24 protein-coding genes are annotated in these 26,420 nt (G+C 74.0%); 20 read left to right on the top strand and 4 right to left on the bottom strand.

What is annotated here, in order from left to right; all coding sequences use genetic code 11:
- The first annotated feature begins 6 nt into the window (after positions 1–6).
- The 7 genes from AB0C78_RS30250 (at position 7) to AB0C78_RS30220 (ending at position 7,270) form a co-directional block, all read left to right on the top strand.
- On the top strand, positions 7–786 hold the full coding sequence (locus AB0C78_RS30250) for an alpha/beta hydrolase (RefSeq protein WP_360754341.1): 780 nt from the start codon (positions 7–9) through the stop codon (positions 784–786).
- A gap of 211 nt (positions 787–997) precedes the next feature.
- Positions 998–1,609: a TetR/AcrR family transcriptional regulator gene (locus AB0C78_RS30245; protein WP_151541074.1), complete on the top strand. Its 612-nt coding sequence runs from the start codon at positions 998–1,000 to the stop codon at positions 1,607–1,609.
- Positions 1,610–1,686: 77 nt separating this feature from the next.
- Complete coding sequence (locus AB0C78_RS30240; protein WP_360754338.1) at positions 1,687–2,316, top strand: LysE family translocator; 630 nt, start codon at positions 1,687–1,689, stop codon at positions 2,314–2,316.
- 127 nt (positions 2,317–2,443) lie between these two features.
- Positions 2,444–3,793 carry a helix-turn-helix domain-containing protein gene (locus AB0C78_RS30235; RefSeq protein ID WP_360754335.1) on the top strand — a complete coding sequence of 450 codons (1,350 nt, stop codon included), beginning with the start codon at positions 2,444–2,446 and terminating at the stop codon, positions 3,791–3,793.
- Between the two features lie 90 nt (positions 3,794–3,883).
- Positions 3,884–4,489, top strand: coding sequence for a TetR/AcrR family transcriptional regulator (locus AB0C78_RS30230; protein ID WP_360754333.1), 606 nt, complete (start codon positions 3,884–3,886; stop codon positions 4,487–4,489).
- Positions 4,486–5,853, top strand: coding sequence for an MFS transporter (locus AB0C78_RS30225; protein WP_360754331.1), 1,368 nt, complete (start codon positions 4,486–4,488; stop codon positions 5,851–5,853). The genes AB0C78_RS30230 and AB0C78_RS30225 overlap by 4 nt, the downstream gene beginning before the upstream one ends.
- Positions 5,843–7,270, top strand: a complete 1,428-nt coding sequence (locus AB0C78_RS30220; RefSeq protein ID WP_360754328.1) for an aminotransferase class V-fold PLP-dependent enzyme — start codon at positions 5,843–5,845, stop codon at positions 7,268–7,270. Before AB0C78_RS30225 ends, AB0C78_RS30220 begins: the two co-directional genes overlap by 11 nt.
- Here AB0C78_RS30220 and AB0C78_RS30215 read toward each other — a convergent pair.
- On the bottom strand, positions 7,267–9,444 hold the full coding sequence (locus tag AB0C78_RS30215; protein ID WP_360754326.1) for a hypothetical protein: 2,178 nt from the start codon (positions 9,442–9,444) through the stop codon (positions 7,267–7,269). The two genes, AB0C78_RS30220 and AB0C78_RS30215, sit on opposite strands and share 4 nt — an antisense overlap.
- 257 nt (positions 9,445–9,701) lie before the next feature.
- Here AB0C78_RS30215 and AB0C78_RS30210 point away from each other — a divergent pair, with 257 nt between their 5' ends.
- From AB0C78_RS30210 to AB0C78_RS30200, 3 genes are all read left to right on the top strand, one after another.
- Positions 9,702–10,283: an RNA polymerase sigma factor gene (locus tag AB0C78_RS30210; protein WP_360754323.1), complete on the top strand. Its 582-nt coding sequence runs from the start codon at positions 9,702–9,704 to the stop codon at positions 10,281–10,283.
- 2 nt (positions 10,284–10,285) lie between these two features.
- Positions 10,286–11,299 carry an LCP family protein gene (locus tag AB0C78_RS30205; RefSeq protein WP_360754320.1) on the top strand — a complete coding sequence of 338 codons (1,014 nt, stop codon included), beginning with the start codon at positions 10,286–10,288 and terminating at the stop codon, positions 11,297–11,299.
- A gap of 91 nt (positions 11,300–11,390) precedes the next feature.
- The gene (locus tag AB0C78_RS30200) at positions 11,391–11,810 is read left to right on the top strand and encodes a CBS domain-containing protein (RefSeq protein ID WP_151541065.1); all 420 of its coding nucleotides are present in this window, start codon (positions 11,391–11,393) and stop codon (positions 11,808–11,810) included.
- Between the two features lie 16 nt (positions 11,811–11,826).
- On the opposite strand, the gene AB0C78_RS30195 is transcribed toward AB0C78_RS30200, so the two are convergent.
- A complete protein-coding gene (locus AB0C78_RS30195) occupies positions 11,827–13,002 on the bottom strand; it encodes an aminotransferase class V-fold PLP-dependent enzyme (protein WP_360754317.1) in 1,176 nt (391 codons plus the stop codon).
- 160 nt (positions 13,003–13,162) lie between these two features.
- On the opposite strand from AB0C78_RS30195, the gene AB0C78_RS30190 reads away from it, so the two are divergent.
- The 7 genes from AB0C78_RS30190 to AB0C78_RS30160 all read left to right on the top strand — a co-directional run bounded on the left by AB0C78_RS30190 (position 13,163) and on the right by AB0C78_RS30160 (position 22,223).
- Positions 13,163–15,046, top strand: a complete 1,884-nt coding sequence (locus AB0C78_RS30190; RefSeq protein ID WP_360754314.1) for an ABC transporter ATP-binding protein — start codon at positions 13,163–13,165, stop codon at positions 15,044–15,046.
- Positions 15,047–15,181: 135 nt separating this feature from the next.
- Positions 15,182–16,387 carry a serine hydrolase domain-containing protein gene (locus AB0C78_RS30185; RefSeq protein ID WP_360754311.1) on the top strand — a complete coding sequence of 402 codons (1,206 nt, stop codon included), beginning with the start codon at positions 15,182–15,184 and terminating at the stop codon, positions 16,385–16,387.
- Positions 16,388–16,697: 310 nt separating this feature from the next.
- The gene (locus AB0C78_RS30180) at positions 16,698–17,516 is read left to right on the top strand and encodes an amino acid ABC transporter permease (RefSeq protein ID WP_360754308.1); all 819 of its coding nucleotides are present in this window, start codon (positions 16,698–16,700) and stop codon (positions 17,514–17,516) included.
- Entirely contained in the window at positions 17,513–18,262 is a 750-nt protein-coding gene (locus AB0C78_RS30175; protein WP_360754305.1) for an amino acid ABC transporter ATP-binding protein, read from the top strand. Before AB0C78_RS30180 ends, AB0C78_RS30175 begins: the two co-directional genes overlap by 4 nt.
- 28 nt (positions 18,263–18,290) lie before the next feature.
- The gene (locus AB0C78_RS30170; RefSeq protein WP_360754302.1) at positions 18,291–19,196 is read left to right on the top strand and encodes a transporter substrate-binding domain-containing protein; all 906 of its coding nucleotides are present in this window, start codon (positions 18,291–18,293) and stop codon (positions 19,194–19,196) included.
- Positions 19,193–21,127 carry a CocE/NonD family hydrolase gene (locus tag AB0C78_RS30165; RefSeq protein ID WP_360754299.1) on the top strand — a complete coding sequence of 645 codons (1,935 nt, stop codon included), beginning with the start codon at positions 19,193–19,195 and terminating at the stop codon, positions 21,125–21,127. The genes AB0C78_RS30170 and AB0C78_RS30165 overlap by 4 nt, the downstream gene beginning before the upstream one ends.
- A gap of 10 nt (positions 21,128–21,137) precedes the next feature.
- Positions 21,138–22,223: a DUF5937 family protein gene (locus AB0C78_RS30160; protein WP_360754296.1), complete on the top strand. Its 1,086-nt coding sequence runs from the start codon at positions 21,138–21,140 to the stop codon at positions 22,221–22,223.
- Positions 22,224–22,233: 10 nt separating this feature from the next.
- On the opposite strand, the gene AB0C78_RS30155 is transcribed toward AB0C78_RS30160, so the two are convergent.
- Positions 22,234–23,253, bottom strand: a complete 1,020-nt coding sequence (locus AB0C78_RS30155; protein WP_360754293.1) for a putative sulfate exporter family transporter — start codon at positions 23,251–23,253, stop codon at positions 22,234–22,236.
- A gap of 71 nt (positions 23,254–23,324) precedes the next feature.
- Between AB0C78_RS30155 and AB0C78_RS30150 the strand changes: the two genes are divergently transcribed.
- The 3 genes from AB0C78_RS30150 to AB0C78_RS30140 all read left to right on the top strand — a co-directional run bounded on the left by AB0C78_RS30150 (position 23,325) and on the right by AB0C78_RS30140 (position 25,313).
- Positions 23,325–24,233 (top strand): LysR family transcriptional regulator, encoded by a 909-nt coding sequence (locus tag AB0C78_RS30150; protein ID WP_360754290.1) that lies wholly within the window; start codon positions 23,325–23,327, stop codon positions 24,231–24,233.
- A gap of 10 nt (positions 24,234–24,243) precedes the next feature.
- Positions 24,244–24,588, top strand: coding sequence for a helix-turn-helix domain-containing protein (locus AB0C78_RS30145; RefSeq protein WP_360754287.1), 345 nt, complete (start codon positions 24,244–24,246; stop codon positions 24,586–24,588).
- 68 nt (positions 24,589–24,656) lie between these two features.
- The gene (locus AB0C78_RS30140; protein ID WP_360754284.1) at positions 24,657–25,313 is read left to right on the top strand and encodes an NAD(P)-binding domain-containing protein; all 657 of its coding nucleotides are present in this window, start codon (positions 24,657–24,659) and stop codon (positions 25,311–25,313) included.
- 13 nt (positions 25,314–25,326) lie between these two features.
- Here AB0C78_RS30140 and AB0C78_RS30135 read toward each other — a convergent pair whose 3' ends face one another.
- Positions 25,327–25,983, bottom strand: a complete 657-nt coding sequence (locus AB0C78_RS30135) for a maleylpyruvate isomerase N-terminal domain-containing protein (RefSeq protein WP_360754281.1) — start codon at positions 25,981–25,983, stop codon at positions 25,327–25,329.
- Positions 25,984–26,420: the final 437 nt, after the last annotated feature.

Below are 26,420 nucleotides of genomic sequence, written 5' to 3'. Positions count from 1 at the left end.
AGTCCGATGTCCGAGCACGTGCTGTCCACGCCCTTCGGGGACGTTTCGCTGACCATTGACGAGAGCGGGGAGGGGAGGCCCGTCCTGCTGCTGCACGGGGGAGCCGGGCCCGTTTCGGTGAGCGGGTTCGCCGAACTGCTTGCCCGCCGGGGCAATCGTGTCCTCACGCCCGTCCATCCCGGGTTCGGCGGTACGGCGCGTCCGGAGAAACTCGATTCGGTCCGGGGGCTCGCCGAGGTCTATGCGCGGCTGCTGGAGGAATGGGAAATCGAGAACGCGACCGTCATCGGCAGTTCCGTCGGCGGGTGGGTGGCGGCGGAACTCGCTCTCGCCGCGCCAGAACGCCTCGCAGGGCTGGTGCTGCTGGACGCGGTCGGCCTGGAAAGCGCCGAGCACCCGGTCGCGGATTTCTTCTCGCTGACGTTCGACCAGGTCGTCGACCTGAGCTATGCCGACCCGGACGCGTACCGGATCGACCTTTCGGCGCTTCCGGACGAGCAGAAGCGCATCGCGGCCGGCAATCGGGACGCGCTGCGCGTCTACGGCGGCGAGTCGATGGCCGACCCGAGCCTGAAGGGACGGCTCGCGGCCGTCTCCACGCCGACGCTGGTCGTGTGGGGAGAGGCCGACCGGATGGTGACGCCCGCGTACGGCCGGGAGTACGCGGACGCGATTCCCGGGGCCGGTTTCCGCGTCATCGAGCGCGCCGGGCACCTGCCGCAGATCGAGGCGCCGGACGCGCTGCTGGCGGTGTTCGAGGAGTTCGCAGAGTCCGCAGAGGCCTAAGCAACCGAAGAGGCCGGGGAGGCCCGGAAGGCCGCGGTGGGCAAGGCGTGAGACTGCTGTCTAAACTGACGTCACCACCAAGCAAGCGATAGGTGACAGAGGCGGAGGACCGGCCGCACCCGGCCGCCGCCGGGCCGCCCGCGGGCGGCCCGGCGGCGCGAAAAGGCCGAACGTGCGGGAGAATGGGGGACGGTCACAGCGAGGAGGCGCTTTGAGCGGCGATGTGCGGTTCACCGTCACGCGGACGCTGACCAAGGACCAGCAGGCCAGGCGCGAGCGGCTGATCGACGCGGCGCGCGATCTCGCGCGCGAGGGCGGCTACCCGGCCGTCACCATGCACGACGTGGCGGACCGCGCCGGGGTGGCCCGCGCGACCGTGTACCGCTACTTCGCCACCAAGGACCACCTGCTCACCGAGGTCGCCGCGACCTGGGCGCACCGCATCACCGGCGACATCGACGCGCTCGCGGTCGGCGACACGCCGGTCGAGCGGCTCACCGCGCTGCTGGAGCGGATCGTCGAGGTGGCGGCGCAGGAGCGGACCCTGACCTCGGCCATCATCCAGGCGGTGACCTCGGACGACTCCAGCGTGGACGACGCGCGCACGGTGCTGTTCCTGTTCGTCCGCGACCGGCTGTCGGCCGCGATCGGCGAGCCGGTGCCCGCGCGCGACGACGTGGAGGTCGTGCTCGGGCACATCCTGCTCGCCGCCCTCGTCAGCCTGGCCTCGCTGCGCCGGCCCACGGAGGAGATCGCGGACATGGTCCGCACGTCCGGACGGCTCGTGCTGGCCGGGGCGCTGGCGGGCGCGACGACGGCCTGATCGGGCCATATTGGTCCATATTCGGCGCGGCTCATTGGCTCTATGGCGGGGACCATCGGGCTCGTAGCGTTCGACGGGTGACGAACCCACCGCTGTTCCTGCTCGCCGCGCTCACGCTCGTCGCGATCCCCGGGCCCAACCACCTGTACATCACCGCGCGCAGCATCGGGGAGGGGCGCCGCGCGGGCGTCGTGTCCGCGCTCGGCGTCGAGTCCGGCATGCTGGTGCACATCGGCGCCGCGGCGGCCGGGCTGTCCGCGCTCGTCGCCGCGTCCGCCACCGCGTTCGGCGTCCTGCGCTACGCGGGCGCCGCCTACCTCGTCCTCCTCGCGTGGCGGACGCTCCGCGCCCGCGACGCCCACGACGCGCCGCTCCTGCGCCCGCGGCCACTGCCCCGCGTCTACCTCGACGGCGTGCTGGTGAACGTGCTGAACCCGAAGGTCGTGCTGTTCTTCCTGGCGTTCCTGCCGCAGTTCGTCGACCAGCGGGCCGGCGCCGTCCCGCTGCAGATCGCCGTGATGGGCCTGGTCACCGCACTGATCGGGCTGTCCGCCGACCTCGTCTACGCGGTCGCCGCCGGGTCCCTCGGCGGATGGCTGCGGGCCCGGCCCGGGTTCCGCCGCCGGCAGCGGTACGCGACCGGGCTCGTCTACCTCGGCCTCGGCGCCGCCGCCGTCCTCGCCGGGCCGGGCGCCCGGCGTGCATAGGTTTCCGATGAACGCTTTGTCAGTCGCCTTATAAGCGGCCGACCGCAATGCGTCCCCGATCGTGCAGCCCGCCACCCGCCGGCTCGGTAACTTCCGGAACGACCCATCGGGGGCGGGAGGTGCGAAGGTGACGACGAGCCTGAAGGCTTTCGCCGGCGGGGCGGGGGCGTCCGGAGGGCCCGGGGGGACGGGCGGGGAGCCCGCCGCGGGCGGCGGCGACCGCTCGCCGCTGAAGCCGTGGGCGGGGGTGCCGAGCGAGCTGTCGGAGATGTTCCGGCCGCACCTGGAGGCCCTCGCCGAGGAGATGATCGAGGAGATCCTCGCCGGGATCCCGGAGTACTCGCGCCCGCAGGACGAGGAGTACGCCCGGCTCGTCCGGCTCGCCGTCGAGGGCGCGCTGCGGCAGTTCGTCGACCTGATCATGGACCCGGAGAGCTCCTGGGAGGCCGTCGCCGCCGTCTACCGGGAGATCGGCTGGGCGGAGGCCCGCGAGGGCCGCAACCTCGACATCCTGCAGACCTCGCTGCGGCTCGGCGCACGCGTCGCCTGGCGGCGGCTCGCGTCGGAGTCCGAGCGGTACAACATCTCCCGCCGCACCCTCGCCAGCATCGCCGAGGCGATCTTCGCGTTCCTCGACGAGATCGCCCGCGCCGCCACCGAGGGGTACACCAAGGCCCGCGAGCAGGAGGCCGGCGAGCTGGAGCACCGCCGCCGCCGGCTGCTGGACATGCTGCTCGCCGAGCCGCCCGCCGCGCCGCAGGCCGTCGCCGACCTCGCCCGCCTCGCCCAGTGGCGCGTCCCCCGGACGGTCGCCGCGGTCGTCCTGTACGAGCGGGGGCAGCAGCCGTTCTCGCACCCGTCGCTGCCGCCCGACGTCCTCGCCGACGTCAACCGGCGCGAGCCGTGCCTGCTCGTCCCGGACCCGGAGGGCCCCGGCCGCGGCCGGATGCTGGAGTCGGCGCTGCGCAACTGGGTCGCCGCGCTCGGCCCGACCGTCCGCACCGAGGACGCCGCGAAGTCGCTGCGCTGGGCCCGCGAGGCGCTGCCGCTCGCGCGCCGCGGCATCCTCGCGTCCGACCGGCTGATCCGCTGCGCCGACCACATGCCGGCGCTGGTGGTGTTCAAGGACGAGGAGCTGGTGCGCGCCGTCGCCGACCTGCGGCTCGCGCCGCTGAAGACCGTCCGGCCGCGGCACCGCGAGCGGCTCATGCGGACGCTGCTGTCGTGCCTGCAGAACGGGTTCAACGCCACCGAGGTCGCGACCCGGCTGCACGTCCACCCGCAGACCGTCCGGTACCGGCTGCACCAGCTCGAGGAGCTGTTCGGGGAGCGGCTGTACGACCCGGAGACGCGGCTGGAGATGGAGATGGTGCTGACCGTCTGGCTCACCGGCCCGCCGGAGGACCGGCCGGGCGCGGACGTCATCCCGCTGGACGGCCCGCGCCGCCGCGGGCAGGACACCGCCACCGCCGAATAGCGGCGAGCGGTCGCGCGTTCCGGCACCGCCGGCGGCCTTTTCCATCAAGCGATTGACCAAGCGCCGGGCGGGACCCTACGGTTGCTGCCCATGACCAGCGACTCCGGCCGGGAGCGCATCCTCGACGTCGCGACCCGGCTGTTCGCCGAACTCGGCTATGACGGCACCTCCACCCGCCAGATCGCCGACGCGGCCGGCCTCAACATCGCCACCGTCGCCTACCACACCGGCGGCAAGCGCGACCTCTACCTCGCCGTGATGGAACGCGCCCACCGGGCCGAACGCGCCGCCCTCGAGACCGCCCTCGCCGACCTCACCCCCGACGCCGCCGGGATCCTCGCCCTCGTCGACCGCTACGTCGACTTCTGCGCCGCCCACCCCGAGATCCCCGCCCTGTGGATGCACCGCTGGCTGTCGGACGCCTCCGACATCGCGGACCTGGAGGCCCGCTACGTCGAACCGCTGATGGAGGCGGTCGTCCGCGAGGTCGGCGGGATCGTGGGCGACGACGCCGACGTCGAGTACGTCACCTGGAGCGTCATCTGGTGCACCCACGGGTTCGCCCAGGGCGGCGTCCTGCGCGGCGACGGCCGGCGGCACCGCATGGAGGACCCGGCGGCGCTCGCCCGCTTCCGCGCCAACCTGCACCGGCTCGTCCTCGCCGGACTGAACCTCGACGCCCGGGCCGCGCTGTGACGGCGCGCACCGCGACCGCGAGCGCGGCGCTACCGCGGCGGCGGCTCCTCGGCTACGGCGTCGGATCCGTCGGCACCGGCGTGTTCTCCGCGGTGCCCGGCCTACTGCTCCTGTACTACCTGACCGACGTCCTCGGCGTCTCCGCCGCGATCGCCGGCGCCGTGCTGGTCGTCCCGAAGGCGTGGGACGTGGTGCTCAACCCGATCGTCGGCGCCGCCAGCGACCGCGAGGCCGTCCGGACCGGCCGCCGCACCCGGCTGCTGCTGATCGGCGGCGCGACGCTGCCGTTCCTGTTCGCCGCCATGTTCGCCGTCCCGGTCGACTCGCCGGGCTTCGGCGCCGGCTGGGCGGCGGTCGCGTTCCTGCTGGCGGCGAGTGCCTTCGCCTGCTTCCAGGTGCCGTACGTGGCGCTGCCCGCCGAGATCTCCGACGAGCCGTCCGAACGCGGCCGGGCGATGGCGTGGCGGGTCGTCTGCCTGACCCTCGGCATCCTCGTCGCCGGCGGCCTCGCGCCCGCCCTGTCGGACTCCGCCGGCGGAGGACGTGGCGGATACGCGCTGATGGGCGCCGTCATCGGGGCCGTCATGGGCGCCGCGCTGATCACCAGCGCGCTGGCCAACCGGTGGATCCCGTCCACCCCCGGCCCGCGCCCCCTCGGCCTGGCCGCCGCGCTGCGCGCCGCCCGCGGCAACCGCCCGTTCTTCGCGCTGCTCGGCGGCTACGTCGCGCACACCCTCGCCGTCGCCATCATGCTGGCGGGCGCCCCCTACGTCGCGACCTACCGGCTCGACGACTACGGCCTCACCTCCGCGATGTTCGTCTGCATGGTCGGGCCGAGCGCGTTCGCCGTCCCGCTGTGGCGGAAGATGTCCGTCCGGTACGGGATCGTCCCCTGCTACGTCACGGCGCTCGCGATGTTCGCCGCCACCGGCTTCGCGTCCTACCCGGCGATCTCCGCCGGCTCCCGGCCCGGCGTGCTGCTCCTCGCCGCGCTGACCGGCGTCTGCTACGCCGCCGTCCAGCTGTTCCCGCTGTCGCTGCTGCCCGAGACCGTCCACGCCGACAAGGGACGCACCGGGCAGGCCCAGGCCGGCGCGTTCACCGGGCTGTGGACGGCCGCCGAGACCGGCGCCCTCGCCCTCGGCCCCGGCGTGTTCGCGCTGGTGCTGTCGGTGTCGTCGTTCCGGTCGTCCGACCTGGACGAGCCCGTCCACCAGACCGGCTCCGCCCTCACCGGGCTGACCTTCGGGTTCACGATCGTCCCGGCCCTGCTGTTCCTGCTGGCCGTCCCGCTCCTGCTGGCCTACCGCCGGCTCGCCGCCGCCCACCGAACCACCGAGGAAGCGCAGCCCCATGCCGTCTGAGACCGCCCTGCCCGAGCACGGCCGCCCGGCCGCCGACCTGCTCGCCGAGCTCGCCCGGCTCCGCGACGCCGACCTGCCCGTGCGCGGCGGCCACGTCACCGCCTACGTCTACGACACCGGACGCGCGGCCGTGCACGACCTCGCCGCCACCGCCTTCCAGGAGATGCTCGAGGTCAACTGCCTCGACCCGACCGCGTTCCCCAGCATCGTCGCGCTGGAGCGCCGCATCGTCGCCGCCGTCGCGGACAGGCTCGGCGGCGGCACCGGCATCTTCACCAGCGGCGGCACCGAATCGATCATGCTCGCGGTGAAGGGCGCCCGCGACGCCCGGCCCGTCGCCGGACGCCCCCGGATCGTCCTGCCGGCCACCGCGCACCCCGCGTTCCACAAGGCCGCGCACTACCTCGGCCTCGACGTCGACCACATCCCGGTGGACGCCGCCTTCCGCGCCGACCCGGCCGCCGTCGCCGCCGCGATCACGCCCGACACCGTCCTCGTCGTCGCGTCCGCGCCGTCCTACCCGCAGGGCGTCATGGATCCGGTCGAGGAGATCGCCGCCATCGCCGCGTCCGCCGGGGTGCTCTGCCACGTCGACGCCTGCGTCGGCGGCTGGGTGCTGCCGTGGCTCCGCGACCTCGGACGCCCCGTCCCGCCGTTCGACCTGTCCGTCCCCGGCGTCACATCCATCTCCTGCGACCTGCACAAGTACGGGTACGCGCCCAAGGGCGCGTCCGTCGTGCTGTTCGCCGACGAGTCCGTCCGCCGCGCCGCGTACTTCGCGTCCGCCGAATGGCCCGGGTACACCGTCATCAACGCCGGCGTCCAGAGCAGCAAGAGCGCCGGCCCGCTCGGCGCCGCCTGGGCCACCCTCAACGCCGTCGGCGCGCAGGGCTACCGCGACCTCGCCGCCACCGCCATGGACACCGCCGAACGGTTCATCGCGGGCGTCGCCGGGATCCCCGGCCTCCGCGTGCTCGGCGACCCGGCCGTCCCCCTCGTCGCCGTCGCGTCCGACGACCCCGCCCTCGACGTCTTCACCATCGCCGACGAGGCCCGCGCCCGCGGCTGGTTCTTCCAGCCGCAGCTCGCCTACCAGGGCATCCCGCCGAACCTGCACTTCACCCTCACCGGCGTCAGCGACGTCGACGCGCTGCTGTCCGCGCTCGCCGACGCCGCCAAGGCCGCCCGCGCCGCCGGACCGCCCGACGTGCCGGCCGACCTCCTCGACGCCCTCGCCGGGCTCGACCTCGACTCCCTCGACGACGCCGGATTCACCGGCCTCCTCGCCGCCGTCGGCGTCGACCTCGACGGCGGCGGCCCCGAGATGGCCGTCGTCAACACCGTCCTCAACGGGCTGCCCCCGGCCACCCGCGAGGCCCTCCTCCTCCGGTTCCTGTCCGCCCTCTACGCCGGCTAGTTCACCCGGATCAGCCGCTTCAGGTACGACGGCTCGTCCAGCTCCGCGCCGAGCACCAGCGGCACCGTCGCGGCACCCGCCGTCACCTCGCCGACCCGCTCACCGGCACCGCCCTGGTGCGGCGGGTCGCCCTGGATCCCGACCGGAACCCGCAGGCCCGGCCACCCCACGACCGTCACCGGGGACGCGGCGCGCAGCGGCGTCGTCCCGCCGAGCCCGTCGTCGACCGTCCCGACCCTGGCGCCCTTCGGCGCCAGGGTCGCCGCCGTCATCGCGCCCTCCACCGCCTGGATCAGCTGCCCGGCCGCCTCCACGGCGCCCTGCGCACTCGGCGACTTCTGCGCCATCACCGCGCCCAGGATCAGCGTCGGCACGCCGCCGACCCTCTTGCGCGCCGCGAACACGAAGTTCCCGCCGGCCGCGTCGGTGTAGCCGGTCTTCCCGCCGACCACCCCGTACTGCCCGACCAGGACGTTCCCGCCCGGCCGCGCCGGGCTCCCGTCGTCCGGCACGTACGCCCGCCGGTTCACGATCTCGGTGAACGCCGGCACCTTCATCGCCGCCCGCAGCAGCTTCACCTGGTCCGCCGCGGTGCTGACCGTCCCCGAGTCGTAGCCGCTCGGATCGGTGTAGCGGGTGCTCGTCATCCCGAGCTCCCGCGCCGCCGCGTTCATCTTCGCGACGAACGGCTGGTCGCCGCCCGAGTCCCAGCGCGCCAGCTCGTGCGCCAGGTCGTTCGCCGAGATGATCAGCAGCGCCTCCAGTGCCTTGCGCTCGGTCAGCCGCTGCCCCGCCGTGATGCCGAGCAGCGACTCCCCGCGCTTCTTGCGCGCCGGGATCTCCGCCACGCCCTGCGGCGACACCGCCAGCACCGGCCCCGCCTCGCCCGACTTCAGCGGATGGTCGCGCAGGTACACGTACGCCGTCATCACCTTCGCGACGCTCGCCGTCGGCGTCGGCGCGGACCCGCCGGACGACCCCATCGTCCCCAGCCCGTCCACGTACACCGTCGACTGGCCCACCGCCGGCCACGGCAGCGAAGGCGCCGCGCCCTGGAACACGTGGCTGGACGCCAGGCTCAGCTTCACCGTCGGATCCGGGACGGGCCGGATCAGCTGCCCGGCCGCCACGCCCACGATCAGCACCAGCGCCGCGACGAGCACGATGGCCAGGCGCCGCCGCTTCGGCCGCCTCTCCGCCTCGGCGATCGGCTGCGGCGGCGCGGGCGCCTGCGGCGCCGCGACCTCCCAAGGGCCGCTCTGCCCGGGCCGCACCGGCACCCCCGCGCCCTGCTGCCCCGCGCTCTGCGGCGGCGCGCTCTGCGGCGGCGCGTCCCAGCGGACGGACTCGGGCCTGAACTCGCCCGCAGGCGCCTGCCGCCGCGCCTCCCACGCCCCCGATGCGGGCGCCTGGTGCGGCGTCTCCCACCACTCCTGCCCGCCCGGCCGCGCCGGCGCCGCCGGCCCCTGCTCGGCGTTGCTTCCCGGCGCGGGCGCCTCCCAGGAGACGGGCAGCCGCTCGACCCGCGTCACCGCGGCCGGCGGCCCCGTCCACGGCTCGGGCGCGGGCGCCTCCGCGGTGCTCTGCGGCTCGCCGGGCCGCTCGTCCTCCGCGTCCGACGCCTCACCGGACGCGACGGCGCTTTCCGGCTCGTCCTCCTCGGATGCCGCGCTGCCGTCCGGCTCGTCCTCCGGCAAAGCTTCCGGCAGCGCCTCCGGCTCGTCGACGGTGTCCCGCGCGGCCTCGGCGCCGTCCGCCGGAGCAGGAGACGGCCCCGGCACATGCCCGGCCCCGGCCGCCTCGGCGCGCTCCTCCGGGGCACCCTTCGCGGCTTCCGTTTCCGGCTCTTCTTCCGCGTCCGCGATTTCCGGCGCCTCTTCGGGACTTTCTTCTTCGTCCGTACTCTCGGCCTCAGACGGCGCGCCTTGATCGGACGCCTCCCCGGGACCCTCGTCCTCCTCCAGGGCGGGCGCGTCCGGCTCCTCCTCGTCCGCCGGCTCGGCGTCGTCCTCCGCGGGTTCGGCCGGGCGCCGGATGTCGGGCCTGGTCAGCGAGGCGTTCTTGGCCGGGGCGGGCGCGGGGATGCGGAACTCGGCGGTGGCGGTCCGGCCGGGCTCGTGTTCGGCGTCCTCCGGGCGGTCGGCCGGCTCCGGTTCCTTCGGGACGTCGTTCACGGGCCTGCCCCCTCATAGGCTCGGTGATCACGCATGCGGACGAGGGTGGTCCTTCGGCGTGGATCCCCCGTGCACATTGAAAGATGTCCACTTTAGCGGCGAGGTTCGCTCTGTTATGCATCAGTGATCTGCAGCGGCATGGCGCGCCCCCGCCGCACGCCCCGAAACCCCCGTGAACCCGGGGCCGCGGTTGCGGAGATACACCGCTGACACTGTCCCCCACAAGAAGGCCGGGTCCGCATGCCATGGTGTCCGCGATGACCGCACCCTCTACGGTTCCGGACTGCGATGCCGATCTGATCGGGCGGTCGTTCGACGAGCCCGAGGCGTTCGCCGCGTTGTTCGACCGTTACTCCGCCATGCTCTACCGGTACGTGTCGCGCCGGCTGGGGCCGGAGGCGGCCGAGGACGTCGTCGGTGAGACGTTCCTCGCCGCCTTCAGCAAGCGGCACCGCTACGACCTGGCGCAGCGCGACGCGCGGCCGTGGCTGTTCGGGATCGCGACGAAGCTCGTCGCCCGCCACCACCGGTCGGAGGCGGCGCGGTACCGGGCGCTGCGCCGCAGCCCGGTGGACGGTCCGGCCGAGGGCCCGGCGGAGCGGGTCGCGGCCGGGGTGACGGCGTGGGCGTCGCGTCCCGCCCTGGCCGAGGCGCTGGCCGGGCTGCCGCGCCGGGACCTGGACGTCCTGCTGCTCGTGGCGTGGGGCGACCTGGCGTACGAGGAGGTCGCGCGGGCCCTCGGGATACCGGTCGGCACGGTCCGGTCCCGCCTGAACCGGGCGCGGCGCAAGGTGCGCGCGGCGCTCGGCGACACCAACCCGATGGACGAGGAGGAGTGACCGTGGACGATCTGGAACTGCTCCGCGACCTCGGCCGCGAGCTGAGCGATGAGCCGCCGGCGACGCTGGCGCGGCAGCGGGGACGGCTGCTGGACGCGGCGCGGGCCCGCCGGGGGTTCCGGCCGCCCGGGGGGCGCTGGACGCTGCTCGGCGTGGTCGCGGTGGTGACGGCGGCGGCGATCCTGGTGCCGGCGTTCCTGCTGCACGGGCGCGGCGCGCCGCCGGTGGCGGCGAAGACCCCGGCCGCCGCGAAGGCGATGAACGTCCTGCTGGTGGGGTCGGACGCGAGGGGCGGCGGCCCGGCGAGGTCGGACACGATCGTGCTGGTGCACCTACCGGCCGACCGCGCGCGCGCCGAGGCGGTGAGCATCCCGCGCGATTCGCTGGTGGACGTCCCGGCGTGCAAGTCCGCCAAGGGCAAGACGATCCCGGCGTACCGGGGGCTGATCAACGGGGCGTACGGCGTCGGCGGGGTGCCGTGCCTGCTCAAGGCCGTCGAGAAGGCGACGCTCGTGCCCGTCGACACGGCGGTGGAGGTGGACTTCCGCGGGTTCAAGGGCATCGTCGACGCGCTGGGCGGCGTGCCCGTCACCGTCCCGAAGACGATCCTCGATCCGCAGGGGCGGCCGCTGCTGCGGGCGGGGCGGCAGACCGTGAACGGGGAGGGGGCGCTGGCGTTCGTGCGGGCCCGGCACGGGCTGGGCGACGGCTCGGACCTGGACCGGATCAAGCGGCAGCAGCAGTTCATGGCCGCCGTGGCCCGCAAGGCGAAGAGCGGGGTGCTGGCCGACCCGGTGCGGTTGGCGCGGTTCCTGACCGCGGTGACGGGTGCGGTGCGGACGTACCCGCGGATGGGGCCGGGGGAGCTGGAGGCCTTCGCCGGGAGCCTGCGGAAGCTGGATCCGGGGGCCGTCCGGTTCGTGACGGTGCCGGTGCGCCCGGCGCCGGAGGATCCGAACCGCCTCGTCTTCGACGAGGCGCGGGCGCGGGCGGTGTTCGCGCCGTTCAGGAGGTGATCCCCGGCCGCGCCGGGGCCTCGATGAGTGGGGGCCGTCCTGCCGGGTAGGGCCGCAACTCCCGGCAGGACGACCACGAGGGGTGTGTGCAATGGCCACGAAGATCCGCGACATCATGACCGGTTCGCCGACGTCGGTGTCCCCGGAGCTCGACATCGTCACGGTGGCGCGGGCGATGCGCGACGAGGACATCGGCACGGTGCTGGTCGCCGAGGGCGACGACCTGCTGGGCGTCGTCACCGACCGCGACCTGGTGGTGCGCGGGCTCGCCGCGGGCGGCGACCCGGCCCAGGCCACGATCGGCGGGCTCGCCAGCAGCGTCACCGCGACGGTCGGGCCGGACGACTCGCTCGACAAGGCCGCGCAGATCATGCGGGAGCGGTCCGTGCGGCGGCTGCCCGTCCTGGAGGACGGGCGCCCCGTCGGCATCGTCTCCATCGGCGACCTGGCGATCGAGAGGGACTCCGCGTCGGCCCTCGCCGACATCAGCGCCGCCCGCCCCAACACCTGACGGCGGCGCGCCGGCGCTAGGGGAGGGCCGCGAGCAGGCGCTCCAGGTCCTCTTCGGTGTTGTAGTAGTGCACGGAGGCCCGCACGGCCGCGTCGAGGCCGTGCGGGTCGTACCCGTGGGTCCTCGGCTCCGCCACGCTGACGTTGACGTCGCGGGCCCGCGCCGCCGCCTTGATCGCCTCGGCGGTATGGCCGTCCACGGTGAACGTGACGATGCCGGACGGGTGCTCCCCGCGGTCGAGGACGGTGACGCCGGGCCGGCCGGCCAGCATCCGGCGCAGTGACGCCGCGAGGCCGGTGACGCGCTCCTCGATGGCGGCGACGCCGAGCGCGGACGCGTAGTCGGCGGCGGCGGCGAGCCCGATCTGCCCGGCGACGTACCGCTCCCAGGTCTCGAAGCGGCGCGCGTCGTCCCGGATCTCGAAGCCGTTCGGCGCCTTCCATTCGGCGGCGGTCAGGTCGAGGAACGGCGGTTCCAGCGTCCGGACGATCTCCCGCCGCACGTACAGGAACCCGGTGCCGCGCGGCCCGCGCAGGTACTTGCGGCCCGTCGCGGACAGCATGTCGCAGCCGATCTCGGCGACGTCCAGGGCGAGGTGCCCGACGGACTGGCACGCGTCCAGCAGGTAGAGGACGCCGTGCTCGCGGCAGAGCCGCCCGACCTCCGCGACCGGGTTGACGAGCCCGTTGTAGGTCGGGATGTGGTTGAGCGAGACGAGCCGGACGCCGCCCTTGGCCAGTTCGGTCTCGAGCGCGTCCAGGGCGAGCGTGCCGTTCGCGTCGTCGGGGATCACCTCGACCCGGGCGCCCTTGGCAGCGGCGACCTGCTGGTAGGCGATCGCGTTGCTGGAGTACTCGCTGGTGGTGGTGAGGATGCGGTCGCCTTCGGCGAACGGGATCGCGTAGAAGGCCATGTCCCAGGCACGCGTCGCGTTCTCCACGTAGGCGATCTCGTCCGCGCGCGCGCCGATCAGCCCTGCGACCGCGCCGTAGAAGTGCTCGACGGCGTCCGCGTTCTGCTCCGCCGCCTCGTAGCCGCCGATCGTCGTCTCCAGCGCGAAGTGCTCCGCGACCGCCTCGATCACGGGTGCGGGCGGCAGCGCCGCGCCCGCGTTGTTCAGGTGCGCCACCCGCGCGCAGCCCGGCGTGTCCGCCCGGGCCTTCTCCACGTCGATACCGGTGCCGGTCCCCACGGTCGCCCCCCTCTGTCGTCGATCACTCCGGATTATCGGTGATCAACGCCGGATTGTCGTACCCGCGCGCGACGATGGCCTCGCCGACGACTTGACCTCAACATTCGTTGAGGTTCCAGGATGGGGCTCCCGAGCCGACGACGACTGAGGACCGCCCGACATGGACATGGAAGTCACCGCGTGGATGTCGCTGCACCACGCCATGAACGCGCAGGACGACCGCCGGCCGTTCTCGAAGGCGACGCTGCGCCGGATCGCCGCCTTCGCCCGCCCCCACCGCCGGCCCCTGTACGCGTTCCTGCTGCTCAGCGTGGTGATGGCGGTGCTCGCCGTCGCGACGCCCGTGCTCGCCGGACGGGTGGTGAACGCGATCGTCGACCGGTCCGCGACGTCCACCGTGGTCGGGCTGGCGGTGCTGATCGCGGTGCTGGCGGTCGCCGAGGGCGGGCTCGGCCTCGCCAACCGGTGGCTGTCGGCCCGCATCGGCGAGGGCCTCATCCTCGACCTGCGCACCGCCGTGTTCGACCACGTCCAGCGGATGCCGGTCGCGTTCTTCACCCGCACCCGCACCGGCGCGCTCGTCAGCCGGCTCAACAACGACGTGATCGGCGCGCAGCGCGCGTTCAGCGACACGCTGTCCGGCGTGGTCAGCAACCTCGTGACGCTGCTGCTGACGTTCGCCGTCATGGTCGGCATCTCCTGGCAGGTCACGCTGCTCGCGCTGGTGCTGCTGCCGGTCTTCGTGCTGCCCGCCCGCCGGATGGGCACCCGCCTCGCCGGGCTGGAGCGCGAGGCCGCCCGGCACGACGCCGCGATGAGCACCCAGATGACCGAGCGGTTCTCCGCGCCCGGCGCCACCCTGGTCAAGCTGTTCGGCCGGCCCGACAGCGAGTCCGCCGAGTTCGCCGCGCGCGCCCGCCGCGTCCGCGACATCGGCGTCCGCACCGCGATGGTGCAGCACGTGTTCATCACCGCGCTGACGATGGTGTCCGCCCTGGCCCTCGCCCTCGTCTACGGCCTCGGCGGCTGGCTGTCGCTGCGCGGCCACCTCGACGCCGGCGCCGTCGTCGCCCTCGCGCTGCTGCTCACCCGGCTGTACGCGCCGCTGACCGCGCTCGCCAGCGCCCGCGTCGAGGTGATGAGCGCGCTGGTCAGCTTCGAGCGCGTCTTCGAGGTGCTCGACCTGCGCCCGCTCGTCGCCGAGAAGCCCGAGCCGCGCGAGGTCCCGGACGGCCCCGTCGCGGTCGAGTTCGACGGCGTCACCTTCGCCTACCCCGCCGCCGACAAGGTCTCCCTCGCCTCGCTGGAGGAGGTCGCGACGCTCGACACCCGCGGCGGCGTCGACGTCCTGCACGACGTGTCGTTCCGCGCCGAACCCGGGCAGGTGGTCGCGCTCGTCGGCTCGTCCGGCGCCGGCAAGTCCACGATCGCGCAGCTGCTGCCGCGGCTGTACGACGCCGACTCCGGCACCGTCCGGCTCGGCGGCGTCGACGTCCGCGACCTGTCGTTCGCCTCGATCCGCGCGACGCTCGGCATGGTCACCCAGGACGGCCACCTGTTCCACGAGTCGATCCGCGCCAACCTGCTGCTGGCCCGCCCCGAGGCGACCGAGGACGAGCTGTGGGACGTGCTGCGCCGCGCCCGCCTCGACGCGCTGATCGAGGGCCTGCCGGACGGCCTCGACACGATCGTCGGCGAGCGCGGCTACCGGCTGTCGGGCGGCGAGCGGCAGCGGCTCACCATCGCCCGGCTGCTGCTGGCCCGCCAGCGCGTCGTCATCCTCGACGAGGCCACCGCGCACCTGGACTCCACGTCCGAGGCCGCCGTTCAGGAGGCCCTCGCCGAGGCCTTCGACGGGCGCACCGCCGTGGTGATCGCGCACCGGCTGTCCACCGTCCGCGCCGCCGACCTGATCCTGGTGGTGGAGGAGGGCCGGATCGTCGAGCGCGGCACCCACGACGAGCTCCTCGCCGCCGGCGGCCGCTACGCCGACCTGTACGAGACCCAGTTCGACACCCGCCCGCCCCTGGAACCCGTCGCCTGAACCCGGCCCCGCGCCGATGGGTTCCGTGCCGATGGGTTCCGGGCCGATGGGTTCCGTGCCGATGAGTTCAGGGCCGCAGGACGGTCATAACCGCAAGAGCCGATCCACCTGCAAGAGCCGACGCGAGGAGCGACGATGAGCGACAACGGCGGGTTCTCCGCGACGGGGCTGGACCGGATGCGCCGGGTGATGACCGGTTTCGTCGACTGCGGCGAGCTGCCCGGATTCGTCGCGCTCGTCCACCGGCGCGGGCACACGCACGTGATCGAGGCGGGCGCCCTCGAAGCGGGCGGCGACGCCCCGATGCGGCGCGACACCCTCTTCCGGATCGCGTCGCTCACCAAGGCGGTCACCGCCGCCGCCGCGATGATCCTGGTCGAGGAGTGCCGGCTCCGCCTCGACGACCCGCTGCACCACCTGCTGCCCGAGCTCGCCGACCGCCGCGTCCTGCGCCGCCTCGACGGCCCGCTCGACGACACCGTCCCCGCGGAGCGTCCGATCACCCTGCGCGACGCGCTCACGTTCACGCTCGGCTACGGCGTCTCGTTCCTCCCGGAGGGCCTGCCGCCGATCACGCGGGCGATGCTCGACACCGGCGTCGACAACGGCCCGGACGGCCCGCCCTGCGGCCCCGACGAGTGGCTGAAGCGGCTCGGCGCGCTGCCGCTCGCGCACCAGCCGGGCGCCGGCTGGCTCTACAACACCGGCGCGGACGTGGCCGGCGTGCTGATCGCCCGCGCCGCCGGCCGCCCGCTGGAGGACTTCTTCCGCGAGCGGATCTTCGAGCCGCTCGGGATGCGCGACACCGGCTACACCGTGCCGGCCGCCGACACCGGCAGGATCGCCGCGTCCTACACCACCGACCCCGGCACCGGCGCGCTCGTCTGCCGCCCCGACCCCCGCGAGGGCGCCTACGACCGCCCGCCGGTCTTCCCCGGCGGCAGCGGCGGCCCGGGCCTGCTCTCCACCGTCGACGACTACTGCGCGTTCCTGCGGATGCTGCTGGACGGCGGCCGCTACCCGGGCGGGCGGCTGCTGTCCCGGCCGTCCGTCGAGCTGATGACGACCGACCGGCTGACCCCGGAGCAGAAGGCGGGCAACGGCATGTTCCTCGGCTCCGGCGGCTGGGGCTTCGGCCTCGCCGTCGACGGCCGCCGCGACGACCTGTTCGTCCGGCCGGGCCGGTTCGGCTGGACGGGCGGGCTCGGCACGTCCGCCTACGCCGACCCCGGCGAGGACATGATCGGGATGGTCTTCACCCAGCGCGCCATGACCTCCCCGGAGCCGCCGCACCACTTCCAGGACTTCTGGACCACCGCCTACGCCGCCATCGACGACTAGACCGCGCCGGCCCGTCCCAGGGACCGTCCGTGACCCCGCCCAGGTCACGGCCGGTCCCTTCGTTCTTCCCAGGCCGTGCCCCACCCGTGCCCCCGGCCGCGCCGCCGGCCGGAGCGTCCGCGCGGCCGATGTGAGGGTGCGGCCAATGATTAACGCGTTGGCGCAACGATCCTGTTCAGTCGCCTACCCTGCGCCTAGTGTGAGCGCACCGGCGACGCCCGTCCGCGGTGGACGCGGGGTCGGCCGAGGGCCGCCGGGCGGCCGGCCGGTGCGCCGGGCCGCCGGTGGACGCCGTGAGATCGGAGCGAGTGTGAGCGACTTCCTGCATACGTTCTTCGACTGGTCGGAGATCCGTGGCGCACTCCCGACGCTGCTGACCGAGGGGCTGCGCAACACGCTGCTGATCGCGGTGCTGGCCATCCTGTTCGGCCTGGTCGTCGGCGTGCTGCTGGCGGTGCTGCTGCTGTCGCGCCGGCGGCTGGTGCGGCTGCCCGCCCGGCTCTACGTGGACGTCTTCCGGGGGCTGCCGGCGATCGTGACGGTCAGCCTGATCGGGCTCGGGCTGCCCGCGGCGGGGGTCCGGCCGTTCGGCCGCAACCCGCTCGGCTACGCGGTGATCGCGGTCGGGCTGATCTCCGCGGCGTACTGCGCGGAGATCTTCCGGTCCGGGATCCAGGCGGTGCCGCCCGGGCAGCTGCAGGCGGGCCGCAGCCTCGGGATGTCGTACCTGAAGACGATGCGGCTGGTCGTGGTCCCGCAGGGGATCCGGAACGTGCTGCCCGCCCTCGCCGGGCAGTTCATCGTCGACATCAAGGAGAGCTCGCTGGTCTACCTGCTCGGCCTCGGCGTCGGGCAGCGGGAGCTGTACTTCATCGCGCAGGAGCGGCAGGCCGCGAGCTACAACGCGTCGGCGCTGGTCGCGGCCGGGCTCTGCTACCTCGTGATCACGATCCCGCTGACGTACCTCGTCAACTGGCTGGACCGGCGGATGCGGGAGGGCGGCGGGCGCGGCGCGCGGCGGCCGGCGGCGGCCCTCACGCAGGAGGACGGGACCGGCGCCGCGGGCGCCGCGGGCGTAACGACCACGGGCGAGCTGACCGCGGGCACCGCGGTGAAGGAGCGGGCATGACGACGGCGACGCAGACGCAGACGGCGATCAGCGTCCGGGACCTGCGCAAGTCCTACGGCGACACCGAGATCCTGCGCGGGGTGAGCTTCGACGTGGCGCCGAGCGAGGTGCTGTGCGTGCTCGGACGGTCCGGGTCCGGCAAGTCGACGATGCTGAAGTGCCTGAACCTGCTGGAGCAGCCCACGTCCGGCAGCGTGGTCGTGTCCGGGACGACGCTCACCGACCCGAAGGTCGACGTCGACGCCGCCCGCGCGAAGATCGGCATGGTCTTCCAGCACTTCAACCTGTTCGGGCACCTGAACGTGCTGGACAACGTCACGCTCGCGCTGCGGCACGTCCGCGGGATGGGCAAGGCGGAGGCGGAGGAGATCGGGCACGCTCAGCTCGCCCGGCTCGGGCTCGGGCATCTGGCCCGGCAGCGGCCGGGGAACCTGTCCGGCGGGCAGCAGCAGCGCGTCGCGATCGCCCGGAGCCTCGCGATGAGCCCCGAGGTGATGCTCTTCGACGAGGCGACCTCCGCGCTCGACCCGGAGCTGGTCGGCGACGTCCTCGCGGTGATGCGGGAGCTGGCCGGCACCGGGATGACCATGGTCGTCGTCACGCACGAGATCGGGTTCGCCCGCGAGGCCGCCGACCGCGTGATGTTCATGGACGACGGGCTGATCGCCGAGGAGGGCGAGGCCCGCGCGGTGCTCGACGCCCCGTCCAGCCCGCGGTTCCGCGAGTTCCTCTCCAAGGTCCTCTGACACCCCCACGAAAAGGCAGGACAAGCACATGAACAAGGCTTTCGGCGTCCGCTTCGCGGCGGGCGGCGCGGTCGCCGCGGCGGCCCTGACGCTCGCCGGCTGCGGTGGCGGCTCCGGCAAGGACAACCCGTACGGGCTGGAGGAGGCCGGCACCGTCCTCGCGGCGGTCTCCACCGACCAGCCGCCGTTCGCGACCGCCGACAAGGGCGGCAAGCCGCAGGGCTTCATCGTCGACCTCACCGACGAGGTCGCCAAGCGGCTGAAGCTGAAGGTGGAGTACAAGGCGAGCGCGGTCCCGGCGGCGCTGCAGGGCCTGTCGTCCGGCCAGTACGACCTGGCGGCGAGCGGGCTCGGCGTCACGGCGGAGCGGCAGAAGCAGGTGTCGTTCACCAAGGGCGTGTACTGGAGCACCACGACCGTCCTGACCCGCAAGAACTCCACCGCGACCAAGCTGACGGACTTCTCCGGCAAGCGGGTCGGCGACATCACCGGCGCCGTCCAGCAGGAGTTCGTGAAGTCGAAGATGCCGGGCGCGAAGCAGGTCCAGTTCCAGAACCAGAACTCCGCGGTGTCGCAGCTGCTGTCCGGGAACCTGGACGCGTTCGTCGTCGGCGGCCCGGACGCCGACGCCTACCTGAAGAAGTACAGCGCGCTCAAGCCCGCGGTGTCGGCGCCCGTCGACCACGCCACCGCGATGGCCGTCCAGAAGAAGAACACCAAGTTCCAGCAGGCCGTCGACGGGCAGCTCGGCGCGATGGTGCAGGACGGCACCTTCCTGAAGATCTACAAGAAGTGGTTCGTGGAAGCGCCGCGTCCCGAGCTGGTGAAGATCTGGCCCGCGCTCGGCTCGCAGGTCGGCCAGGACGGCGGGAACGGGCAGGCCGGCGGGAACGGGCAGGGCGCCGAGGGCACGCAGGGCGGCTCCTCTTCATGACGGTGATGGAATCGGGGGCCGTCGCCGAGGAGGCGGAGGAGATCGCGCTGCCGGACGGCGGCTCGGTGTGGCGGCGCGTCGTGCGCACCGCCATGCGCGACGGCGCCGTCCTGGTGGCGGACCTGTACAGCGCCGGCCGCGAGCTGACGGCGCGGCCCGTCCTGCTGGAACGCACGCCGTACGGGCGGCGGGCGCGGCGCGAGTCCGACGGTCTGGACCGGCACGGCGAGCCGGTGTTCCCGGACCGGTCCGCGGCGATCTTCGTCGGCCGCGGGTACAACGTCGTCCGCCAGGACTGCCGGGGCAGGGGCGACTCCGAGGGCCAGTTCGTCAAGTACCTCGGCGAGGCCGAGGACGGCTACGACACCGTCGAGTGGATCGGCGCGCAGCCCTGGTGCGACGGCCGCGTCGCCACCACCGGCGTCTCGTACTCCGCGCACGTGCAGACCGCGCTGGCGGCGCTGTCGCCGCGCCACCTCGCCGCGATGTTCGTCGACTCCGGCGGGTTCGCCAGCGCATACGAGGCGGGCATCCGGATGGGCGGCGCGTTCGAGCTGAAGCAGGCGACGTGGGCGTACCGGCACGCGCTGAACAGCCCCGCCGCGCACCGCGACCCCGTCGTCCGGGCGTCGCTGCAGTCGCAGGACCTGCCCGCCTGGTTCCGCGCGATGCCGTGGCGGCGCGGCGCGTCCCCGCTGCGCGCCGTCCCCGAGTACGAGGAGTACCTGCTCGAACAGTGGGAGCACGGCGCGTTCGGCGAGTTCTGGCAGCGGCTCGGGCTGTTCGGGCGCGGCTCCTACGACCGGTTCCCGGACGTGCCGAGCCTGCACATGGTCAGCTGGTACGACCCGTACGTCCTGACCGCGGTGGAGAACTTCCGCGCGCTGACCGAGGCGAAGTCGAGCCCGGCGTACCTGGTCGTCGGGCCGTGGACGCACGGGGCGCGCAGCGTCCGGTACTCCGGTGACGTGGACTTCGGGCCCCGCGCCGTCCTGGACGGCAACCTCGCCCCCGACTACTGGGAGTTCCGCGCCCGCTGGTTCGCCCGCCACCTCGGCGGCGGCGACGCGCCGGGAGACGGCGCCGGGGAGGACTTCCCGCGCGTCCAGTACTTCCTCATGGGCGGCGGCAGCGGCCGCCGCAACGCGGAGGGACGGCTGGACCACGGCGGCGAGTGGCGCACCGCCGCCACCTGGCCGCCGCAGGAGGCGACCCCCGTCCGGCTCTACCTGCGGCAGGACGGCTCCCTCACCGCGAGCCCGCCGCAGGACGGCGCCGACGACCGGCTCGAATACGACTTCGACCCGGCGAACCCCGTCCCGACGATCGGCGGGCAGATCACCTCCGGCGAGCCCGTCATGCACGGCGGCGCGTTCGACCAGTGCCCGACCGACGGCACGTTCGGCTGCGAACCGCCGTACCTGCCGCTGGCGTCCCGTCCCGACGTGCTGGTCTTCGAGACCGAGCCGCTGGAGCGGGACGTCGCGATCGCCGGTCCGGTCCGGGTGCGGCTGTCGGTGGCGTCGAGCGCGCCGGACACCGACTTCACCGTCCGGCTCATCGACGTCCACCCGCCGAACGCCGACTATCCCAACGGCTACGCGATGAACCTCACCGACGGGATCCTGCGCTGCCGGTACCGGAACTCGTTCGCGAACCCGGAGCCGATGCGGCCCGGCACCGTCTACGAGATCACCGTGACCGCGCCCGACACCGCGAACCTGTTCGCCAAGGGCCACCGCATCCGGCTGGACGTGTCGTCGAGCAACTTCCCGCGCTTCGACGTCAACCCCAACACCGGCGGCCCGGAAGCGGCGGCGCGGCGGCGCGTCGTGGCCGTCAACGAGGTGCACCTGTCGCCGGAGCACCCGTCGTGGTTGTCGGTGCACGTCCTGGACGACGGGTCCGGGCGCGGCCCCGGCCGCGGTTAGGATTCGGGCCATGGTCGTCACGCTCGACGTGGACGGGGCGCAGGCATCGCACTTCGCGGTGGGGACGTCGCCGTTGGCGGAGCTGATGGCATGCCTGCACACCCTCGCCGAACCCGAGCACCATCCCGAGTCGCGGGCGTGGCTCGCGCGCACCCGTGAGGCGCTGCCGGAGCCGCTCGTCCAGGAGCTGAACCGGTTCGCGCCGCTGTGGGCCCGGTACCGCTGCCGGCTGTTCCTGCCGATGCGCAAGCCCCTCGACCTCGAACTGTCCGCCGAGCTGGACGGCCTCGCCCGCCTCGACGCGGACGAGTTCACCCGGCTCGCGGCGTTCGCGATCCGGGGGCTGACGTTCCCGGGCGCGGACAAGCTGCGGGACGCGGACGTGCGGCGCGCGTTCGTCAAGGCCAGCGAGCGCCGCTCGTTCTCCCGCGGCGAGCTCGCCCGCGCCCTGGTCGAGGACCCGGACGGCTTCCGCGAGCACCTCGCCGACACCCTCGAACGCTGCGCCGCCGCGTTCTTCGACGCCGAATGGCGCCGCATCGGGCCGCGCCTGAAGGACACCGCCGCGCCCGTCCGGGAGCAGCTGCGCAAGGAGTCCGCGCTGACCGTGCTCACCTCGGTCAGCCCGACCGCCACCGTCACCGAGCGGCCCGCCCGCGTCCACTACGACAAGCTCCAGTCGGCGACGGGCAAGGTCGCCGAGCGGGGCTGCTTCCTCGTCCCGACCCTGCACGGCTGGCCGCACCTCATCCTCAAGACCGGGGACGACGGGCTGCCGCTCGTCGTCCACTTCATCGCCGGGGACTGGGAGCAGCGCCCGTCCGCCCGCCAGTCCCTCATCCGCGACCGGCTCGCCGCGATCTCCGAGCCGGGCCGGTTCGAGATGTGCCGGCACCTGCTCGGCGAGCCGATCACCACCTCCGAGCTGGCGCAGCGGACCGGCATCTCCGAGCCGCAGGTGTCCCGGCACCTGCGGCGGCTGCGCGAGGTCGGGCTCATCACGTCCCGCCGCGAAGGCCGCATGATCTACCACCGGCTGCACGCGCAGCTCCTGCTGTCGCTCGGCTCCGACGTGCTGACCACCGTCATGCGCTGAGGCCCTCGGTTCAGCGCGGGATCAGGGTGAGGGCGGTCAGCGCGACCGTTCCGACCAGCAGGGTCGACAGCGCGCCGAGGACGAGCCCGCGCCGTCCCGTCCGCACCAGCTCCTTGACGCGCACCGCCGACCCCAGGCCGAACATCGCGGCGGCCAGCAGCACCGTCGAGACGTCCTTGGCGCCCGCCAGCACCGGCCCCGGGACCATGCCGGTGCTGCGCAGCGCCAGCATCACCAGGAACCCGACGACGAACAGCGGTACGACCGGCGGCCGCTTCCCCTCCGCGTGGACGCCGCCGCGCCGCTCGACCACGCCCATCCCCGCGACCATCGGCGCGAGCAGCACCACTCGGGTCAGCTTCACGACCACCGCCGTCCCGACCGCCGCGGTACCGGCCGGCGACGCCGCCGCCACCACCTGCGCGACCTCGTGGACGCTCAGCCCCGCCCACATGCCGAGCGACTCGCGGCTCAGCCCGAACACGTGCGTCCCGAGGAACGGGACGACCGCGATCGCCGCGCTGCCGTAGATCGTCACGAGCGTCACGCCGGTCGCGACGTCCTCCTTGCGGCTGCGCGCGACGCTGTCCATCGCCACGATCGCCGACGCCCCGCAGATCGAGAACCCGGTCGCCACCATCAGCGCCAGCCCCTTCGGCACCCCGACCAGCCGGCCGAGCAGCAGCGTCCCGGCGAACCCCGCCAGGACCGTGACCAGCACCACCGCCAGCATCCCCGGGCCGAGCCGCAGCACCTCGCCCACGCTGAGCTGCAGGCCCAGCAGCACCACACCGACCCGCAGGAACTTGCGCGTCGCCCACTGCAACCCGCACGCCGTGGTCTCCGGCAGCGCCCCGCCGACCAGCACGCCGAGCAGCACCGCCACCGTCAGCGCGCTCAGCGCCGGCACCCACCCGTTGATCACCATCGCCGCCGCCGCGCCCGCCGCCGCCACCGCGACCCCCGGCCCCGTCCGCCTCGTCCACGACCGCACCCGCTCCGGCCGCACCGCCTCCACCGTTGTGCTCATGCGTCCGACCCTCCGGCACCCCCGGCCGCGCCGGAAGCGGGCGATTCGGCCTCACGTCATAACCTGAGGGCATGGCACAACCCCCGGACCTGGAATCGCTCCAGCTGCTCGTGCACGTCGCCGACCAGGGCAGCCTCACCGCCGCGGCCGCCGAGCTCGGCATCAGCCAGCCCTCGGCCAGCAAGCGGCTGTCCCGGCTGGAGCGCCGGCTCGGGCTGCGCCTCCTCGACCGCACCCGCCGCGGCTCCGCCCTCACCGCCGACGGGACCCTCGTCACCGGATGGGCCCGCCGCGTCCTCGACGACCTCACCGCCCTCACCGACGGCGCCGCCGCCCTGCACCGCGCCCGCACCGCGCAGCTGTCCGTCGCGGCCAGCCTCACCGTCGCCGAGTACCTGCTGCCCGCCTGGATCGGCGACCTCCGCCGCGCCGACCCCGGCCTGCACGTCGGCCTCCAGGTCACCAACTCCTCCCGGGTCTGCGAACTCGCCCGGCACGGCGAGATCGACCTCGGCTTCATCGAGTCGCCCGGCCGACCGTCCGGGCTCCGCTCCCGCGCCGTCGCCGGGGACCGGCTCGTCCTCGTCGCCCCGCCCGGCCACCGCTGGACGCGGCGCCGCCGCCCCGTCGACCCGGCCGAGGTCGCCGCCACCCCGCTGATCACCCGGGAGGCCGGCTCCGGCACCCGGCAGGCCGCCGCGCAGGCGTTCGCCGCGCACGGTCTGGAACCCGTCCCGCCGCTGCTCGAACTCGGGTCGAGCACCGCCGTCCGCAACGCGGTCGTCGCCGGCGCCGGACCCGCCCTGATCAGCGAGCTCGTCGTCGCAGCCGACCTCGCCGCCGGCACCCTCACCGGGATCGAGATCGCCGGCATGACGGTGGAACGGTCCCTGCGCGCCGTCTGGCGCACCGGCGCCGACCCCACCGGCCCCGCCGCCGCGCTCCTCGCCCGGGCCCGCCGTCCCGCCGGAGAGGCGTAATCTGCCGGACGTGGTCGCCTACGACGTGTTCCTCGCCGACTGTCCCGCCCGCACCACCCTCGCGCTGATCTCCGACACCTGGTCCGTCGTCGTGATCACCGCCCTCGGCCGCGGCCCCGCCCGGTACGGCGAGCTCCGCGCGAAGATCGGCGGGATCAGCAACAAGATGCTCACCCAGACGCTGCGCCGCCTCGCCGACAACGGCCTCGTCGAGCGCCGCGAGCTGCGCACCGCCCCGCCCGGCACCGAGTACCGCCTCACCGCCCTCGGCCGCAGCCTCCTCGTCCCCGTCTGCGCCCTGTCCCGCTGGGCGGAGGAGAACACCGACGCGCTCCTCGCCGCCCGCCCCGCCTAGGAACCGACCGGTTCCCCACGGGCTCCTACATTCCTTCGCAGAACCCGACAGGTCCATGGGAGGCCCTCATGAAGATCGGTGTGCTCGGAGCGGGAATGATGACCGAGTCCCTCGCCGCCGGCTGGATCCGCGCCGGACACGACGTCCTGATCGGCGGCCGCACGCCCGAGAAGGCCGAGGCGCTCGCCAAGCGCATCGGCGCCCGCGCCGGAACCCTCCGCGACGCCGCCGAGTTCGGTGACGCCGTCCTCGTCGCCGTCCGCCGCGAGGGCCTGGAGGAGACCCTCGCCGCCGCCGGCGGCGCCCTCGCCGGCAAGCCCGTGATCGACTGCGGCAACGCCGTCGACGTCAGCGACTTCTCCCAGGTCACCTACCAGGACGGTACGTCCATGGCCGAGGAGATCGCCCGCCTCGCCCCCGGAGCCCACGTCGTCAAGGCGTTCAACCAGGCCCACGCGTCCGTCTGGGCGATGACCCCGCCCGCCTTCGACGGCCGCCCCCTCGCCGTCCCGTTCGCCGGCGACGAGGAGGCCAAGCCCGCCGCCCGCACCCTCATCACCGACCTCGGCGCCGAACCCCTCGACGCCGGCGACCTCCGGCAGGCCCGCAACCTGGAGGCCATGGCCATCGTGGTCATCCGGCTGCTGTTCTCCGGCTACGACCCGCACTCCGTCTTCGCCTTCGCCAGCCCCGGCCGCACCGCCGAAGCGTTCACCTCGCGCTGAGCCGCGGTTTCCTTCAGCCGAGGATGAGCGGCACCTTCGCGGCCAGCTCGCCCAGCGCCTCCTTCTCCGCACCGGACGCAGCCCGCCGACCCGTACCGACCAGCAGCGCGTCCGTGTCGGAGAACGAAGCGGGGAAAGCCGCCCCGGCGATCCCCTCCAGCAACGCCCGCGTCGCCGCGAGCGCCTCCACCGAAGGCCCCGCGACGGACGGCAGATGCGCGACCAGATCGAGGTGATGCATCGTCCATTCGAGGACGTAAGCCGAAAGGAAGTCCGCCACCGTCAGCACCTTGCCCTGCGTGCTCACCCGCGCCGCCCGATCCGCGAGCCCCGCCGCACGCCCCGCCGCGGACCCGACGTCGTCGAGATGGAACTTCAGCCACCGCGGCTCCCCGTACGCCGCGGCGAGCCGCGGAATCAGCGCGTCGAGCGGATCGTCGCCGGTCGGCGGCGCGTCCGCGACGTCCCAGTAGGTCACCGCGTCCGCCGTCGGCTCCGTCGCGGCGGGCGTCACCAGGGTGATCAGGACGTCCTGCGCGTCGATGACGAGGTGGCACGCGAGGTCCCGTACGAGCCACCCGGCGCAACCGGACGGCCGCTCGAAGTCCTCGTCGGAAAGACCGGCGACCGCGGCGAGCAACGCCGCCCACGACCGTTCGAAGAGATCCACCCTCCGCACGCTAGCCGCGCCCCCCACCCCCGACCAACCCCTTAACGAGAGGACGGAGACGATGGCTCCGCGAGCGCTCGCAGGGCGTCGGGCGGTATTCCGGAGTTTTAGTGGTGTCCCTTGGGTGTCCCTTGGGGGCTGGCGTGGAGGGCTGGCGTGGAGGGCTGGCGTGGAGGGCTGGCGTGGAGGGCTGGCGTGGAGGGCTGGCGTGGAGGGGCGGCGTGGAGGGGTGGCCGGGTGTTCGTCATCCGGGGGGTGGTGTCGGGTGTTCGTCGTCCGGGGGTGTTCGGGGGATCGTCACCCGGGAGTGTTCGGGGTTCTCCAAGAGTGGTGTCCGGGAGAATCACAAGAGGGGTGTTCGGGTGGTGGGGTGGCGCTTGCGTACGGGGCCGCCCCTCCAAAGTCAAGGGCGCCTTCGGCGTCGCTTCGCGATGGAC

This window comes from Actinomadura sp. NPDC048394, assembly GCF_040651755.1.
GTDB classification, from domain to species: domain Bacteria; phylum Actinomycetota; class Actinomycetes; order Streptosporangiales; family Streptosporangiaceae; genus Spirillospora; species Spirillospora montaniterrae.
This window is presented reverse-complemented; position numbering and strand designations above follow the sequence as displayed.